General features: G+C 68.3%; 17 protein-coding genes. All 17 read left to right on the plus strand.

Features of this window, described 5'->3' with window-relative positions; translation table 11 throughout:
- Position 1 precedes the first annotated feature (1 nt).
- The 17 genes from nqrE to ACF66B_RS13575 all read left to right on the plus strand — a co-directional run bounded on the left by nqrE (position 2) and on the right by ACF66B_RS13575 (position 16,893).
- Positions 2-610 (plus strand): NADH:ubiquinone reductase (Na(+)-transporting) subunit E, encoded by a 609-nt coding sequence (gene nqrE / locus ACF66B_RS13495; protein WP_111429178.1) that lies wholly within the window; start codon positions 2-4, stop codon positions 608-610.
- A gap of 16 nt (positions 611-626) precedes the next feature.
- A complete protein-coding gene (gene nqrF, locus ACF66B_RS13500) occupies positions 627-1,847 on the plus strand; it encodes an NADH:ubiquinone reductase (Na(+)-transporting) subunit F (protein ID WP_111429177.1) in 1,221 nt (406 codons plus the stop codon).
- 209 nt (positions 1,848-2,056) lie between these two features.
- Positions 2,057-3,121, plus strand: coding sequence for a hypothetical protein (locus tag ACF66B_RS13505; protein WP_111429176.1), 1,065 nt, complete (start codon positions 2,057-2,059; stop codon positions 3,119-3,121).
- Positions 3,122-3,214: 93 nt separating this feature from the next.
- Complete coding sequence (locus ACF66B_RS13510) at positions 3,215-3,922, plus strand: GNAT family N-acetyltransferase (protein ID WP_111429175.1); 708 nt, start codon at positions 3,215-3,217, stop codon at positions 3,920-3,922.
- A 91-nt stretch (positions 3,923-4,013) separates the two neighbouring features.
- Positions 4,014-4,754 carry an MBL fold metallo-hydrolase gene (locus ACF66B_RS13515; protein WP_111429174.1) on the plus strand — a complete coding sequence of 247 codons (741 nt, stop codon included), beginning with the start codon at positions 4,014-4,016 and terminating at the stop codon, positions 4,752-4,754.
- 427 nt (positions 4,755-5,181) lie between these two features.
- Positions 5,182-6,765, plus strand: coding sequence for an alkaline phosphatase D family protein (locus ACF66B_RS13520; RefSeq protein WP_111429173.1), 1,584 nt, complete (start codon positions 5,182-5,184; stop codon positions 6,763-6,765).
- A gap of 129 nt (positions 6,766-6,894) precedes the next feature.
- Positions 6,895-9,231 (plus strand): Tex family protein, encoded by a 2,337-nt coding sequence (locus ACF66B_RS13525; RefSeq protein WP_111429172.1) that lies wholly within the window; start codon positions 6,895-6,897, stop codon positions 9,229-9,231.
- Positions 9,232-9,532: 301 nt separating this feature from the next.
- Positions 9,533-10,126, plus strand: coding sequence for a DUF4255 domain-containing protein (locus ACF66B_RS13530; RefSeq protein WP_162683198.1), 594 nt, complete (start codon positions 9,533-9,535; stop codon positions 10,124-10,126).
- Positions 10,123-10,935, plus strand: a complete 813-nt coding sequence (locus ACF66B_RS13535; protein WP_111429170.1) for a hypothetical protein — start codon at positions 10,123-10,125, stop codon at positions 10,933-10,935. Before ACF66B_RS13530 ends, ACF66B_RS13535 begins: the two co-directional genes overlap by 4 nt.
- Before the next feature lie 13 nt (positions 10,936-10,948).
- Entirely contained in the window at positions 10,949-12,529 is a 1,581-nt protein-coding gene (locus tag ACF66B_RS13540) for a phage tail sheath family protein (RefSeq protein WP_111429169.1), read from the plus strand.
- A gap of 20 nt (positions 12,530-12,549) precedes the next feature.
- A complete protein-coding gene (locus ACF66B_RS13545) occupies positions 12,550-13,008 on the plus strand; it encodes a phage tail protein (protein WP_111429168.1) in 459 nt (152 codons plus the stop codon).
- Between the two features lie 7 nt (positions 13,009-13,015).
- Complete coding sequence (locus ACF66B_RS13550) at positions 13,016-13,471, plus strand: phage tail protein (protein WP_111429167.1); 456 nt, start codon at positions 13,016-13,018, stop codon at positions 13,469-13,471.
- A complete protein-coding gene (locus ACF66B_RS13555) occupies positions 13,471-13,650 on the plus strand; it encodes a hypothetical protein (RefSeq protein ID WP_111429166.1) in 180 nt (59 codons plus the stop codon). The genes ACF66B_RS13550 and ACF66B_RS13555 overlap by 1 nt, the downstream gene beginning before the upstream one ends.
- A gap of 3 nt (positions 13,651-13,653) precedes the next feature.
- On the plus strand, positions 13,654-14,334 hold the full coding sequence (locus ACF66B_RS13560) for a peptidoglycan-binding protein (protein WP_111429165.1): 681 nt from the start codon (positions 13,654-13,656) through the stop codon (positions 14,332-14,334).
- Positions 14,335-14,343: 9 nt separating this feature from the next.
- The gene (gene vgrG / locus ACF66B_RS13565; RefSeq protein WP_111429164.1) at positions 14,344-16,119 is read left to right on the plus strand and encodes a type VI secretion system tip protein VgrG; all 1,776 of its coding nucleotides are present in this window, start codon (positions 14,344-14,346) and stop codon (positions 16,117-16,119) included.
- A 23-nt stretch (positions 16,120-16,142) separates the two neighbouring features.
- Positions 16,143-16,442 carry a PAAR domain-containing protein gene (locus ACF66B_RS13570; RefSeq protein ID WP_111429163.1) on the plus strand — a complete coding sequence of 100 codons (300 nt, stop codon included), beginning with the start codon at positions 16,143-16,145 and terminating at the stop codon, positions 16,440-16,442.
- A 1-nt stretch (position 16,443) separates the two neighbouring features.
- Positions 16,444-16,893 carry a GPW/gp25 family protein gene (locus tag ACF66B_RS13575; RefSeq protein WP_111429162.1) on the plus strand — a complete coding sequence of 150 codons (450 nt, stop codon included), beginning with the start codon at positions 16,444-16,446 and terminating at the stop codon, positions 16,891-16,893.
- Positions 16,894-16,895: the final 2 nt, after the last annotated feature.

A 16,895-nucleotide genomic window follows, 5' to 3' on the forward strand; every position in this document is an offset into this window, starting at 1 on the left:
CATGGAAGGTCTCATCTCCCTGGCCGTGAAGGCCATCTTCGTCGAGAACCTCGCGCTCTCCTTCTTCCTCGGCATGTGTACCTTCATCGCGGTGTCGAAGAAGATCGAGACGGCGATCGGCCTCGGCATCTCGGTGACGGTGGTGCAGGCGATCACCGTGCCGGCCAACAACCTCATCCTCAACACGCTGCTCAAGCCCGGCGCGCTCTCCTGGGCGGGCTTCGGCGACGTGGATCTCACCTTCCTCGGCCTCATCTCCTACATCGGGGTGATCGCCGCGATCGTGCAGATCCTCGAGATGGTGCTCGATAAGTATTTCCCGCCGCTCTACAACGCGCTCGGGATCTTCCTGCCGCTCATCACCGTGAACTGCGCCATCCTCGGCGGCTCGCTCTTCATGGTCGAGCGCGACTACACCTTCCCGGAAGCCGCGACCTACGGCCTCTCCTCGGGCCTCGGCTGGGCGCTCGCGATCACCGCCATGGCGGGCGTGCGCGAGAAGCTCAAGTATTCCGACATCCCCGACGGGCTGCAGGGCCTCGGCATCACCTTCATCACCGCCGGGCTGATGGCGATGGGCTTCATGTCCTTCTCCGGCGTGAAACTCTGAGGGGGAGGGGCAGACCATGCAGACCTTCACGCTCGGCGTCGTCCTCTTCACGCTCATCGTGCTCGCCCTCGTCACGCTCATCATGTTCGCCAAGAAGAAGCTGGTGGCGGCGGGCAATGTGAACATCGAGATCAACGGCGAGAAGACCATCTCGGTGCCCACCGGCGGCAAGCTCCTGCAGACGCTGGCCGAGGCCAAGCTCTTCGTGCCCTCGGCCTGCGGCGGCGGCGGCACCTGCGCCCAGTGCCGGGTCAAGGTGTTCGAGGGCGGCGGATCGATCCTGCCGACCGAGGAAAGCCACATCAACAAGCGCGAGGCCCGCGAGGGCGACCGCCTCTCCTGCCAGGTCGCCGTCAAGCAGGACATGAAGATCCAGGTTCCCGAGCATGTCTTCGGCGTCAAGAAATGGCGCTGCAAGGTGCGCTCGAACCACAACGTCGCGACCTTCATCAAGGAACTGGTGCTGGAACTGCCGGAGGGCGAGCACGTCAACTTCCGCGCCGGCGGCTACATCCAGATCGAATGCCCGCCCTACGAACTCTCCTACAAGGAGTTCGACGTGGAGCCCGAGTACCACCCGGACTGGGACCGCTTCAAGATCTGGGACGTGACCTCCAAGGTCGACGAGGCGGTGGAGCGCGCCTACTCGATGGCGAACTACCCGGAGGAAGAGGGCATCATCATGCTCAACGTCCGCATCGCCTCGCCCCCTCCGGGCTCGACGGGGATCCCGGCGGGCAAGATGTCCTCCTACATCTTCAACCTCAAGCCCGGCGACGAGGTGACGATCTCCGGCCCCTTCGGCGAGTTCTTCGCCCGCAAGACCAACAAGGAAATGATCTTCGTCGGCGGCGGCGCGGGCATGGCGCCGATGCGCAGCCACATCTTCGACCAGCTCAAGCGCCTCCACACCGACCGCAAGATCAGCTTCTGGTATGGCGCGCGCTCGAAGCGCGAGATGTTCTATGTCGAGGATTTCGACGGCCTCGCCGCCGAGAACCCCAACTTCGAATGGCACGTGGCGCTCTCGGACGCGCTGCCCGAGGACAACTGGACCGGCTACACCGGCTTCATCCACAACGTGCTCTACGAGGAATACCTCAAGAACCATCCCGCGCCGGAAGACTGCGAGTTCTACATGTGCGGTCCGCCCATCATGAACCAGTCGGTCATCAACATGCTCCTCGAGCTCGGCGTCGACCGCGAGGACATCATGCTCGACGACTTCGGCGGCTGACGCCCGGCCTGCGCCGCGGGGAGGTCCGGCGGCGCAGGAGCCTCCCGCAGGAGGGTCCGTTACCGGGCGATGCGCGCACGCTGCCCGCGCCCCGCGGCCCCCGCAGGCCCACCGCCCTTCCCGAAATCCTTGTCTCACCCGCCGTGTCGAGGCACCCTTGCCGTGCGGCCCGCACACCGCGGCCGCCAGGTTGAACGGGGGTGGGTGCGATGCCGGTGACCACGGGAATGGTTGGCCAGGGGTTCTACAACCGCAATTCGGCGCCCCAGATGGCCGCGATCGAGCATGTCCTGCCCTGGCTCGACGAGGCGGTCGCGGTCCTGCCGCTCGGCGGGGCGGCGCCGATCGGGCTCGCCGATTTCGGATGCTCCGAAGGGCGCAATTCCATTGCGCTGATGCAGCGGCTCGTTCCCGCCCTGCGCCGGCGGACGCCGCGGGACATCATGACGGTCCACAGCGACCTGCCGACCAACGATTTCTCCGCCCTCTTCCGCGACCTCCGGCCGGAGGGCCGCTCTGTCTTCGCGGCGGCCGACGTCTCGTCCTGCGCCGTGGCGGGCTCGATGTTCGACCGCCTGCTCCCGAGGGGTTCGGTGCATCTGGCGATGACCTTCAATGCCATCGGGTTCCTGAGCCGCAAGCCGGTCGACCGGCTGCCGGGCTACATCCTCCCGAACGGACCGAGCCGGGTGCGCGGGGTCGGGGAGGTGACCGCCGAGGAGCGGGCGGCCTTCGCCGATCAGGCCCGCGAGGACATCCGCGCCTTTCTCGCGGCCCGCGCGGCCGAACTCGTGCCGGGCGGCCAGCTCCTCCTGCAGGTGTTCGGGGCCGATGGCGCGCTCCGGACATGCGACGGCATCTACGACGTGCTGAACGATGCCGTCCTCGCGCTGGTGGCGGAAGGCCGGATCAGCCGCGCCACCTATGAGCGCTATTACCAGCCGGTCTATTTCCGCACCCTCGACGAGATCACCGAGGCCGTCGAAACCGCCGACATCCCGTTTCGCATCGAGCGCGGCGAGAGCTACGAATCGCCCGTGCCCTTCAACACGGACTTCGCCCGCACCGGCGACCTCGCCGCATATGCGCGCGACTACACCAACTTCTTTCGCGCCTTCACCGAGGCCGTGCTGCGGATCGCCCTTGCCGATCACCCCGAGGCCGAGGCTCTGGTGGCCGACACCTATGCGCGCGCCGAGCGGCTGCTGCGCGAGGCGCCCGAGCGGTATCCGTTCCGCTACATCGCGCTCGCGGTGCGCATGACCCGCACCTGACGCCGCCCGCGGGCTCCGCCCTCGCGAGAAGGCGTGCATTTCCGCCGCGACGGCGCTACGAAGGGGCCCTCGCAGTCTTGCCGGTCGATCCCGATGACCCGTCTCAACGAACACGGCCAGCCGATCGGCCCCGATCTTCCCGAGTGGCAGCCCGCCGCCCGGCCGCCGCGCGCCTCGATGAACGGCCGTCTGGTGCGCCTCGAGCCGCTCGATGCCGCCCGCCACGGCGCCTCGCTCTTCGATGCCTTCGCCGAGGACCGCGACGGCGGGCTCTGGACCTACATGCCCGTCGGCCCGTTTCCCGAGCGGCAGGCGTTCGACGCCTGGCTCGAGATGGCCGAGCAGTGCCACGACCCGCTCTTCCACGCCATCCTCGACCACGAGACCGGGGCCGGGCTCGGCGTCGCGAGCTACCTCCGCATCGAGCCCGCGGTCGGGGTGATCGAGGTGGGCTTCATCGCCTTCTCCCCGCGCCTCCAGGGCACCGCGGCCGCGACGGAGGCGATGTATCTGATGATGGCGCGCGTCTTCGACGAGCTCGGCTACCGCCGCTACGAATGGAAATGCGATGCGCTGAACGCGCCCTCCCGCCGCGCCGCCGAACGGCTCGGCTTCAGCTACGAGGGCACCTTCCGCCAGGCGACGATCTACAAGCACCGCAACCGCGACACCGCCTGGTTCTCGGTCCTCGACAGCGAATGGCCCGCGCGGCGCGCCGCCTTCGAGGCCTGGCTCGCGCCGGAAAACTTCGACGCCGCCGGGCGCCAGAAGACGAGCCTCGCGGCGCTGCGCCCGGCCTGAGGGCGCCCGCCCTCCTGTCGCAGACGTGACCCCGGTCCTCCGGGCAACCGGTTACCCTCGGGCCAAAGCCACCCAAGCCCGGAGGAACCCGATGACCCTGACCCGACGCAGCACGATCCTGACCGGCGCCGCGGCCCTTGCCGGCGCGGGGCTCTCCGCCTTCCCGAGGCGCGCCCGCGCCACAGGCGGAGCGATCGGCATCCACCCGATCTCGCACGCCTCCTTCGTGATGACACTGCCCGAGATGGTGATCTGGAACGATCCGGTCGGCGGGGCGGAGCTCTACGCCGGCCAGCCCGCGCCGGATCTCATCCTGATCACCCACGAGCATGGCGATCACCTCGACGTGCCGACCCTCGAGGCCGTCGTGACCGAGACCACCGTTCTCGTCACCAACCCGGCCGTCCACGGCATGCTCCCCGCCGCGCTGCAGGCCCGCGCCACGCCGCTCGCGAACGGCGAGCGCACCGAGGTGGGCGCCCTGTCCATCGAGGCGATCCCGGCCTACAACACCACGCCCGAGCGGCTCCAGTATCACCCGCAGGGCCGCGACAACGGCTATCTCCTCACCGCGGGCGACACCCGCATCTATATCGCCGGCGATACCGAGGACACGCCCGAGATGCGGGCGCTCGAAGACATCGACATCGCCTTCCTGCCGATGAACCTGCCCTACACCATGACCGTCGAGCAGGCCGCCGCCGCCGTTGCCGCCTTCCGCCCGGCCGAGGTCTGGCCCTACCACTACCGCGACAGCGACGTGGAGGCCTTCGCCGCCGCGGTCGCCGAGGGCGAGTCCGGCACCGAGGTCCGCCGCGGCCCGTGGTACTGAGCGGCTGAGCCCGCGCCCGCGCCCGCCCGGAAGGCTGGCGCGCGGCCTCCGCTCCCCCCCCGCGCGGCGGGCCGCCCTGGGCACCCGCCCGGAGTAGATGGGCGACCCGGTCCGCTCCTCTCACGCGCCGATGCGGCACCCCCGGGCGGCCACCCGTCCCGGCGGCCGCGCCCTGATCCCGGTCCGGCCATCCGGGCGGCATTCATGATATGTTAACTACGAAAATCCAATGATTTCAGTGGTGAAATCTGATTTTCACGGTGAAAAGCCCTGTTTTCACGCCCCGCTTGCCCCCCGGTCTCCCTCGCGATAGCTGCCCCGGGCGGGTCATCAAAGCTTCATCGCCCTGTCAGGATGCGGTCGCAAAATCCGGGAAAGGTGCGTTCCCGAACCCCCTCGCAACCCGCCAGCGATTGGACATGTGCCGATGTCAAAGCTCGTCCGCGTTTCCTCCCATCCCGTCACCCGCCGCCGCTTCCTCTCGACCTCGGCCGGGGCGGCGCTCGCCACCGGCCTCGCGATGCCCGGCCTCAGCCGCGCCAGCGCCCGCCCCGCCTTCACCCACGGGGTGCAGTCGGGCGATGTCGATGCCACCTCCGGCATGGTCTGGACCCGCACCGACCGGCCGTCGCGGGTGATGATGGAGATCTCGACGACCGAGAGCTTTGCCGACCCGATCCGCCTGCCGCCGGTCAATGCGCTGCCCGACACCGATCTCGCCATCAAGCGTCTGGTGGAGGGCCTGCCCGCGGATCAGCAGATCTTCTACCGGATGGTCGCCGCCGATCTCGCCGACATCAACACCCTCTCCGAGCCTGTCACCGGCCGCTTCCGCACCGCCCCGACGACGAAGCGCGACGTCCGCTTCGCCTGGTCGGGCGACACCGCCGGCCAGGGCTGGGGCATCGACGAGACCGGGATGAAGACCTACGCCACCATGGCGGGCCACGAGCTCGACTTCTTCATCCATTCCGGCGACACGATCTATGCCGATGGCCCGATCGAGGACGAGGTGGTGCTCGCCGACGGCACCACCTGGAAGAACGTCATCGTCACCGACGAGAAGCGCAAGGTCGCCGAAACCCTCGACGAGTATCGCGGCCAGTGGAAATACAATCTCCTCGATCGCAACCTGCAGGAGATGAACGCCCTCGTGCCGACCTTCTTCCAGTGGGACGACCATGAGGTCGTGAACAACTGGTCGCCCGGCAAGATCCTCGACGAGCGCTATACCGAGAAGTCGATCGCGCTCCTCTCCGCCCGCGCCGGCCGGGCCTTCCACGAGATGACCCCGATCCGCTACTTCCCGGCCGAGCCCGACCGGGTCTACCGCAAGATCGCCTACGGGCCGCTGGTCGATGTCTTCTTCCTCGACCTGCGCAGCTATCGCGGCGCCAACAGCCTCGGCCTGCAGACCGAGCTCACCGACGACGCCCGCGTCCTCGGTGCCGCCCAGACCGCCTGGCTGAAGCGCGAGCTTTCCGCCTCGAAGGCCACCTGGAAGGTCATCGCCTGCGACATGCCGATCGGCCTCGTGGTGGCCGACAAGATCGACGACGAGACGAGCTATGTCGAGGCGGTCGCCAATGGCGACAACGGCGCGGCGAAGGGGCGCGAGCTCGAGATCGCCGAGATCCTGCGCCACATCCGCGACGATGCGGTGATGAACACCGTCTGGCTCACGGCGGATGTCCACTACACCGCCGCGCATCACTACGACCCGTCGCGTGCCGCCTTCCAGGAGTTCCTGCCGTTCTGGGAATTCGTCTCCGGTCCGCTGCATGCCGGCACCTTCGGCCCCAACGATCTCGACATGACCTTCGGCCCGGAGGTGCGCTTCGTGAAGGCGCCGACGGCCGAGCAGGGCCCGAACCTGCCGCCCTCCATGGGGCTCCAGTTCTTCGGCCTCGTCGACATCGACGGCCAGACCGAGCAGATGACCGTCCGGCTCATGGACCGCGACGACACCGAGCTCTGGGCGATCACCCTCGATCCGGCCCGCGCGACCTGAATCCGGGCCCGATCTCAGGCGCCCGGCCGCCCGGCTTTCCGGAGCCGGGCGGTCTGCGTTTGCGCTCTCTTGGCTGCATTGCCCGGCGGAGCTAAGAAGACGCTCCGACCCAATCGCAGGAGCCGCCCCTTGGACACCGCCAGACGCATCGCCGAGACCATCGCCGCCGAGATCGGCGCCCGCCCGGAACAGGTCGGTGCCGCGGTCACCCTGCTCGACGAAGGCGCGACGGTTCCCTTCGTCGCCCGCTACCGCAAGGAGGTCACCGGCGGGCTTGACGACACCCAGCTCCGCAAGCTCTCCGACCGGCTGGCCTATCTGCGCGAGCTCGAGGCCCGGCGAGCGACGATCCTCGAGACGATCAAGGGGCAGGGCAAGCTCACCGAGGAACTCGCCCGCGACATCGCCGCCGCCGACACCAAGGCGACGCTCGAGGATATTTACCTCCCCTACAAGCCCAAGCGCCGCACCAAGGCGATGATCGCGCGCGAGAACGGCCTCGAGCCGCTCGCCGACCGGATCCTTGCCGAGCGTGCCACCGCGCCGGAGACGCTGGCGGCGGATTTCATCACCGAAGCGGTGCCGGACGTGAAGACGGCGCTCGATGGCGCGCGCGACATCCTGGCCGAGCGGCTGACGGAAGATGCGGGCCTCATCGGCGATCTGCGCGCCTTCATGGAGAAGGAGGCCTTCTTCGCCGCCCGCGTCGTCGAGGGGCAGGAGGAGAAGGGGGCGAAGTTCTCCGACTATTTCGATCACCGCGAGCTTTGGGCCAACGTGCCCTCCCACCGGGCGCTGGCGATGCTCCGGGCCTCGAACGAGGGTGTGGTGACACTCGAGATCGCCCCCGATCCCGAGACGGGCGTGGCGCGGGCCGAGGAGATGGTGGCCGCGCGGCTCGGCATTTCGGGCCGCGCCCCCGGCGATCTCTGGCTCCGCAAGATCGCGGGCTGGACCTGGCGGGTGAAGCTCAGCCTCTCGATGATGCTCGACCTGCTCGGCACGCTGCGCGCCCGGGCCCAGGAGGATGCGATCACGGTCTTCGCCCGCAACCTCAAGGATCTCCTGCTGGCCGCGCCCGCCGGCCCGCGGGCGACCCTCGGCCTCGATCCGGGGATCCGCACCGGTGTGAAGGCGGCGGTGGTCGATGCGACCGGCAAGCTCGTCGCGACCGACACGTTCTATCCCTTCCAGCCCAAGAACGACCTCCGGGGCGCCGAGGCGGCGATCCTCCGGCTCATCGCGCAGCATGGTGTCGAACTCATCGCCATCGGCAACGGCACGGCCAGCCGCGAGACCGAGCGCCTGGTGGCCGATACGCTGAAGCTCCTTCCCAAGGGCACGAAGGCGCCGGTGAAGGTGGTGGTTTCCGAAGCGGGCGCCTCGGTCTATTCCGCCTCTGAGCTCGCGGCGCGGGAGTTCCCGGGCCTCGACGTCTCGCTCCGCGGCGCGGTCTCGATCGCCCGGCGGTTGCAGGACCCGCTTGCGGAACTGGTGAAGATCGAGCCGAAATCCATCGGTGTCGGGCAGTATCAGCACGACGTCGATCAGCACCGGCTGTCGAAATCGCTGGAGGCGGTGGTCGAGGACGCGGTGAACGCCGTCGGCGTCGATCTCAACACCGCCTCCGCGCCGTTGCTCGCCCATGTTTCGGGCCTCGGGCCGGGGCTCGCGGAATCGATCGTCGCGCACCGGGACGCGAACGGTGCCTTCCGCTCGCGCAAGGAGCTCCTCAGGGTCTCGCGCCTCGGGCCGCGCGCTTTCGAGCAATGCGCGGGCTTCCTGCGGATCCGCGACGGCGAGGAGCCGCTCGATGCCTCATCGGTGCATCCGGAGGCCTATGGCGTCGCGCGGCGGATCGTGAAGGCCTGCGGGCGGGATCTGCGCGCGCTGATGAGCGATACCGCGGTGCTGCGGCGCCTGCGTCCGGAGGAATTCGTCGACGAGAAATTCGGCCTGCCGACGGTGCGCGACATCCTCTCGGAACTCGAGAAGCCGGGCCGCGACCCGCGCCCGAGCTTCGTCACCGCCGCGTTTGCCGACGGGATCGAGGACATCAAGGATCTCAGGCCCGGCATGGTGCTCGAGGGCACGGTGACGAATGTCGCGGCCTTCGGCGCCTTCGTCGACATCGGCGTGCACCAGGACGGGCTCGTGCATGTGAGCCAGCTTGCCGACCGTTTCGTGAAGGATCCGCACGAGGTGGTGAAGGCAGGTGACGTGGTGAAGGTGCGGGTGACCGAGGTCGATGTCGCCCGCAAGCGCATCGGGCTCAGCATGCGCAAGGACGGCGGCACCTCGGCGCGCGAGGATCGCGCCGCCCGCGGCCCGGGTGGTGGCGGCAAGCCGGGCCGGAAGGGCGCGGGTGGCCCTGCCTCTGCCGGCCCGCGCGGCGCGGGCAAGGGGAGCGACGCCGGCAACGGCGCGCTGGGGGCGGCCCTGCTCGAAGCCATGCGCAAGCGCTGAACGGCGGCGGCCTTTCCGGCCGCCGGCAAGACCTGCAATCGCCCGCCCGCTGCGTCCCGCCGGGCGGGCGTTTCTTTCCTGGGGTTTCCCCGGCGCGGGCGCGGGGCCCGGTGGGCCATTCGCATCTCATTAAGCAAACCGTAAGGGTTCGGGCGGCAAGTCTAGCCGAGTTCTGGCTGAATTTGTCTCGAGTTGCGGCGGTCCTGGTGTCCCACGCGGCTCGGAGCGCAGTGTGACGAGGTCCCATGCGAGTGCCTTCCCGCGTCCAGCGCGCCCCATGCGCGGCCGACCGGACCCTCTGATGATCGATCGCGCCGTGAGCTTTCTGGCTGCCCGCCTCAACGCGCATCTGCGTGCGCGCTTCGGGGTGGCGGACGATCTCGTCGTCGCGGGGAGCCCGGCGGATGCGGAGGGCAAGCTGCCGATGGCGCTGCGCAACCGCCTCGCGATCTTCGTCACCAATGTGAGCCACGACACGATGGCACGCGGCGGCATCGGCCGGGCTCCGGCGCTGGCCGGCCGCCTCGCGGTCAATCCGGCCCCGGTGCATCTCAACATCGAGGTGATGCTGGCGGCCTGCTTCGATGCGGAAAACTACCTCGAATCGCTCAAGATCCTCTCGCATGCGATCCAGCATTTCCAGATCACCCCGGTCTTCGACCGCCTGAGCGCCCCCGAGCTCGACCCCCGGATCTCGCAGCTCACGCTCGAGATCGCGAACCTCTCCACCGATGGCGCCAGCCAGCTCTGGGGCATCTTCGGCGGGCGCTATCTGCCCTCGATCCGCTACCTGGTGCGGACCGTCACGATCGATGCGGGCGCGCTCGTCGCGGAAGATCTGGCGATCTCCGCGCCCGAGGGATCGGCGCGCGCCGCCGCGGGAGCCGCGCCGTGACCGTCTTTGCCCCGTTCTTCCGGCTCGATGTGACGCATGACTATTACGGCCCGGCCGTGCGGCCGCCGATCGCGTTGGAGCCCGACAGGGCGACGGCGCGGCTTGCAGCGCGGGGCGATCTCCGGCTCCGGATCGGCGACGGGCTCCTCGAGGTCTTCGCCTCGGAGGACCGCACCGCCCTTGGCCTCATCGCCGAGGCGGACGAGCTTGTCTTCACCTTCCGCCTCCGCGCGCGCACGCCCGCGCTCCACGGCATCACCGAGGGTCTCGCCGACAGCCGGGGCGCGGTCGTGGTGATCGAGGCCGCTCCGGGTACGGCGGGCGCGCTTCAGTCGGGCGAAACCGTGGGGGCTGCCGACATGCGGCCTCTCGCGGCGGAGGGCCTGCTGGACCCCGCGGACCTGCTGCGCCCGCCGCTGGCGCTGCTCCGGATCGTGATGGCGCCCGAGGCCCGGGACGTGCGGCTGTCACTCCGCTTCGGCGCGGTGGAGGCGCTCTGGCTTTACCATGTCCTCGGCGGCGCGGCGGAGGCGCGGATCGGCATCCGCGACCGCAAGGACGAGATCGGCTTCGATGCGCTGGGGGAGCGCGTCATGAGCAACGGTGCGCGCGCGCTGAGCTTCCGCTCCAGTGCGCCGATCGCGGCGCGGGCGCGGCCCGAGAGCCGGTTCGAGCTTGTGAGCGAGGGGCCGTTCGGGCCGCGGGTGGTTCTGCCGGCCCTGCCTTGTCCCGCTCCGGGATCGGGCCGGATCGAGAAGGCCGGCGATGCCCGGCATCTGGTTTCGGATATTTATGTGAACTTGCTCTGAGAGGAGGGCCCCCATGAAGCCCATGAAGACACCCGGCGTCTATATCGTCGAAAAGAACGCCTTCCCCAATTCGGTCGTGCAGGTGGCGACCGCGGTGCCCGCCTTCATCGGCTACACCGAGTTCGCGCTCAACGGCAACAAGAGCCTGCGCGACGTGCCCTGGCGGATCAGCTCGCTCGCCGAATTCCACAGCTATTTCGGCGTCGCTCCCGCCCCGCTCTTCGATCTGGTCAAGAGCGACGGCAAGGCCTCGGAAGACCCCTCCGAGCTGAGCGCGGAAGGCACGGCACAGAAGGACCCGCTGCCCTCAGCACTGCTACAGCTCGGCGCGGACAGCTACGAGCTCCAGCAGAAGAGCACGGCCTACACGCTCTACGGCGCGATGCGGCTCTTCTTCCAGAACGGCGGCGGCCCCTGCTACATCGTCTCGATCGGCTCCTATGACGACGAAATCGACGGTGACCGGATGCTGCGCGGCATCAAGCTCCTCGAGAAGGAGACCGAGCCGACAATGCTCGTCATTCCCGAGACGACGCGGCTTTCGCGCGCGAATGCGGTCAAGGTCCAGCAGCAGATGCTCATGCACTGCGGCGAGCGGATGAAGAACCGCTTCGCGATCCTCGACATCTTCGGCGGCTACCGCGACCGGCAGGATCCGAAGGGCGATCCGGTGGCGACCTTCCGCAACGATGTCGGCATCAACTTCCTCGACTATGGCGCGGCCTACTACCCCTGGGTCAACACCTCGGTCTACCAGGCGCGCAACTTCAGCTTCGAGAACTTCACCGTCGACGGCCGCAAGGAGCTCATCACGCTCCTCAAGGCCAGCCTCGATCCGACGGGCAAGAACGCCGACAAGTTCGTGGTGCCCTTCCAGGAGATCGACTGGATCGCCGATGGCGCCATTGCGGGTGCCGCAGAGGGTGAGGCCCCGACGCCCGAAAGCGTCGACAAGACCCTGCGCGCGATCGTGCCGCTCTACAACGACGTGCTGAACGAGATGACGGCGCGGATGAACTGCATGCCGCCCGCGGCCGCCATGGCCGGGATCTATACCATGGTCGACGCGACCCGCGGCGTCTGGAAGGCGCCCGCCAACGTGAGCCTCAACTCGGTCACCGCGGCGACGGTCAACATCAGCCATGACGACCAGGAAGACCTCAACGTCACGCCGCAGGGCAAGTCGATCAACGCCATCCGCCCCTTCGTCGGCGAGGGCGTGCTGGTCTGGGGCGCACGCACCCTCGACGGCAACTCGCTCGACTGGCGCTACATCAACGTGCGCCGCACGATGATCATGCTCGAGGAAAGTCTCCGGCTTGCCTCGAAGGCCTATGTCTTCGAGCCCAACACCGCGAGCACCTGGGTGACGATCCGCTCGATGATCGAGAACTTCCTCACCGGCATCTGGAAGCAGGGCGGGCTCGCGGGCGCGGTCCCGGCCGATGCCTTCTCGGTCCATGTCGGCCTCGGCGAGACGATGACGCCGGTGGACATCCTCGAGGGGATCCTGCGGGTGACCGTGCTCGTCGCGATCTCGCGGCCCGCGGAATTCATCGAGATCACCTTCCAGCAGCAGATGCAGAAATCCTGATCCCCGAAGGAGTTTGACCCATGGCAGATGACGGTTCCGCCCAGTCCACAAGCGTCTGGCCGCTCCCGAAATTCCATTTCCAGGTGAAATGGGACGATACGGAGCTTGCCTTCCAGGAGGTCTCCGGCCTCGACATGGAGGCCCAGGTGATCGAATACCGCGCGGGCAACAGCCCCACCTTCTCCACCGTGAAGATGCCGGGCCTGAAGAAGAGCGGCAACATCACGATGAAGAAGGGCGTCTTCAAGTCCGACAACGCGCTCTTCGACTGGTTCAACGAGATCCAGATGAACATCATCAAGCGCAAGGCGCTCACGATCAGCCTGCTCGACGAGGGCCAGAACCCGACGATGGTCTGGAAGGTCGCCAACGCCTTCCCCTCGAAGATCACCTCGACCGACCTGAAGGCCGAGGGCAACGAGGTTGCGGTCGAGACGATCGAGATCGCCCACGAGGGCATCACCATCGAGAACTCCTGAGGCGGCCATGGCGGATCTCGAGCTCCCGGTCGTCTTCCATTTCGCCGTCTCGATCGCCGGGGCCGACGGCTCCGGCGCCGATGCGGCCTTTCGGGAGGCGAGCGGGCTCGAATCCGAGATCGAGATCGAGACGGTGACGGAGGGCGGCGAGAACCGCTTCGTCCACCGGCTGCCCAAGGCGGTGAAGCATCCCAATCTGGTGTTGAAGCGCGGGCTCACCTCGACGTCGAGCGAACTGGTGAAATGGTGCAAGGCCACGTTCGAGAACGATTTTACTGCGGCGATCACGCCAAAGTCCATGGTTGTCTCGCTGCGGGACGCCGAGGGTGATCCAGTGGCGAGCTGGTCCATCGACCGTGCCTATCCCGTCAAGTGGAGCGTCGGCGGATTCGACGCGATGAAGAACGAGATCGCCGTTGAGACGGTCGAGTTCGCCTACAACATGCTGAAGCGGAGCGTCTGATGAGCGTGGAGATCGGCAGCCTCGTGGTGCGGGGCACCTTCGGTGCAAGCGGCGGGGCAGGGGACAAGCCCGCGGACGAGGCCGCGACCGAGAAGAAGCTCGTCGCGCTGCGCCGCCAGATCCTCGAGGAGGTCGAGGAGATGCTCGCGGAGGCCGATCGGCGGCGAAGGGAGCGCTGAGCCATGGCCAAGCTCACGCTCACGCGGTGCACCGTCGAGGACGGCCAGACGACGGAGCATGCGGGCGACAGCTTCCGCGCCTCGATCAATCCCGCCGACTACCGCCATACCTACGGGATTTCCTATTCCTCGACCTCGCCCGCGGAGGGAAGCCCGCTCGGCAAGGCCGGGGTCACGCCGAAATTCTCCAACGTCAGCGCCGAGAAGGTCGCCTTCTCGCTGGTGATCGACGGCACCGGCGTGGTGGAGGACGCCCAGGAGCGCAGCGTCGCCGAACAGATCGCGATGCTCAAGCTCATCGCATACACCTACAGCGGCACCGAGCATGAACCCAATGTGGTGAAGATCTCCTGGGGCCGCGGCCTCTCCGCCTTCTATGGGCGGATGGAGAGCATGCAGGTGAATTACACTCTGTTCCGCGCCACCGGCGAGGCGCTGCGGGCCAAGGTCGATCTCTCCTTCGTGAGCTTCCAGACCCAGATGGAGGAGGCTCTGTCCGCGCAGCGCTCCTCGCCCGACATGACGCATGTGGTCCGCGTGCGGTCCGGTGACACGCTGCCGCTCCTCTGCCAGAAGATCTATCGCGACGCCTCCAAATATGTTGAGATCGCCCGCATCAACGGACTTGACGGGTTCCGGGCGCTCAGGCCCGACACGGTGCTGCGGTTCCCGCCCATGCGATAGGCGGTGCGAATGGCAGTTTCCCCGATGGCCGGAAATGACGGCCCGGTTACGGTCTCGATCAAGTCGGCCGGCAAGGCGCTTCCCGACACGGCGCAGGTGGTCTCGGTGGCCGTCCGCGCCGAGATCAACCGCATCCCCGAGGCCATCGTCGTGCTGCAGGACGGGGATCTCGCCGAACAGGACTACCCCCTTACCGACGCCGCGACCTTCAAGCCCGGCACCGAGATCTCGATCGGGGCGGGCTATGGCGAGGACGAGCCCACCGTGCTCTTCACCGGGCTCGTCACCGGCCTCAGGCTCAAGATCGGGGGCACCGGAGCGCCGCAGCTCATCGTCACCTGCCGCGACAAGGGCTTCCGGATGACGCTCGGCCGCAACAGCCAGATGTTCGAGAGCGTGACCGACAGCGACGCGATTTCCACGATCGCGAGCGCGGCGGGGCTCTCGGCGGAGGTCGCCGCGACCCAGATCACCCATGCCCAGCTCGTCCAGCACCGCTGCACCGACTGGGATTTCGTGCTCTCGCGGGCGCAGGCGAACGGGCTCATCGTCTCCTGCGATGCGGGCAAGCTCACGGTGGCGAAGCCCGATACCAGCGCCGCGGCCGCCCTCGTCGTCACCGCCGGGGTGGATCTCATCCGCTTCGATTGCGAGATGGACGTGCGCAACCAGTTCTCGTCCGTCGCGGCATCGGGCTGGAGCATTGCCGATCAGGCCGCGGTCTCCGGCAGTGCCGCCACGGCCACGGGGCCGAGCTGGGGCGATCTCGACGGCAAGGCGCTTGCCACGGTTGGTGCGCTCGCGAGTTTCGATGTCGGCAGCGCCGCGCCCTATTCCGAGAGCGAGCTCACCGCGATCGCGGGCGCGATCCAGACCCGAAGCGCGCTCGCCCGCATCCGCGGCCAGGTGCGCTTCCAGGGCTCGGGGCTTGCCAAGCCGGGCGGTACGCTCGAGCTCAAGGGGGTTGGCGCGCGCTTCGGCGGCACGGCGATCGTCGGCTCTGTCGTCCATCGCATCGAGGGAGGCGACTGGGTGACGGATGCGGGCCTCGGCATCGACCCGGAAACGCTCTCCTCCCGTGAGAGCGAAGGCTTCGGTGCCCCCGGCGCGGGCGGCTTCACCGCCCCGGTGCGCGGCCTGCAGATCGGCAAGGTGACGAAGCTCGCAGAGGATCCGGACGCCCAAGCCCGCGTCCAGGTCCAGCTCCCGCTCTTCGGCGCCGATGGCGGCCCCAAGCTCTGGGCGCGCCTCGGCTGCCTGCAGGCGACGGGCAGCGCCGGAACCTTCTTCCTGCCGGAGGTGGGCGACGAGGTCGTGGTCGGCTTCTTCGCCGAGGATCCCGGCTATCCGGTGGTGCTCGGGAGCCTCTACAGCTCGGTCAATGCCGCGCCCTTCACCGCGACGGATGACAACTACACCAAGGCGATCGTCACCCGGGCGCAGCTCAAGGCGACCTTCGACGACGAGAAGAAGGTCATCACCCTCGAGACCCCCGGCGGCAACAGCGCGGTCCTCGACGACGACGGCAAGTCGGTGAAGCTCAAGGACGCCAAGGGAAATTCGGTGCTGCTCGACCAGAGCGGCATCACCCTCGACAGCCCTGGCGACATCGCGATCAAGGCCACCGGCGGCATCAAGATCTCGGCCACCGGCGATGTCGCGATCTCGGGCGCCAATGTCAGCGCCGAGGCCGAGATGGGGCTCACCGCCAAGGGCAATGCCTCGGCGGAGCTCTCGGCGTCGGGCCAGGTGACGGTCAAGGGCGCGATGGTGATGATCAACTGAGCGATGGGACGAAGGAGACGGACATGCCCCCGGCAGCGCGACTGACCGACATGCACACCTGCCCGATGCAGACCCCGGGCGTGCCGCCGATCCCGCATGTGGGCGGACCGGTGGTGGGGCCGGGCGTGCCGACCGTGCTGATCGCCGGCCTGCCGGCGGCGGTGGTGGGTGACAGCCTTGTCTGTGTCGGCCCGCCCGACACCATCGCCAAGGGCTCCGCCACCGTGACCATCGGCGGCAAGCCTGCGGCGCGCATGGGCGACACCACGGCTCACGGCGGCTCGATCGTGCTGGGCGCGCCCACCGTGATGATCGGAGGATGAGATGAGCACCCCCACCGACGACGACGATCCGGGCTTTCTCGGCCGTGGCTGGTCCTTTCCGCCGCGCTTCGATGCCGCGAGCGGCCGGCTCATTCCGGTGGCGGCCGAGGAGGACATCGTCGAAAGCCTTCGTGTCCTCTTCATCACCCGCCCCGGCGAGCGGGTGATGCACCCGCGCTACGGCTGCGCGCTGCAGGATCTGGTCTTCGAGCCGATGAACGCCGAGACGGAGGCCGCGATCGAGCTCGCGATCTCGCGTGCGGTGATGTTCTACGAGCCCCGGATCGAGCTTGCCCGCGTCGCGGTGCAGGTCGATGACGCGCCCGGCGGCCGGCTCAAGGTGCTGCTCGAATACCGCATCCGGGCCACCAACACCCGCCACAACGTGGTGTTTCCGTTCTATCTCGCCGAGGGCACGCTGCTTTCGGAGACCCCCGGCGAGGTGCTCTGAGC

Origin of the sequence: Amaricoccus sp. B4, from assembly GCF_043226085.1 — a bacterium.
GTDB lineage: Bacteria > Pseudomonadota > Alphaproteobacteria > Rhodobacterales > Rhodobacteraceae > Amaricoccus.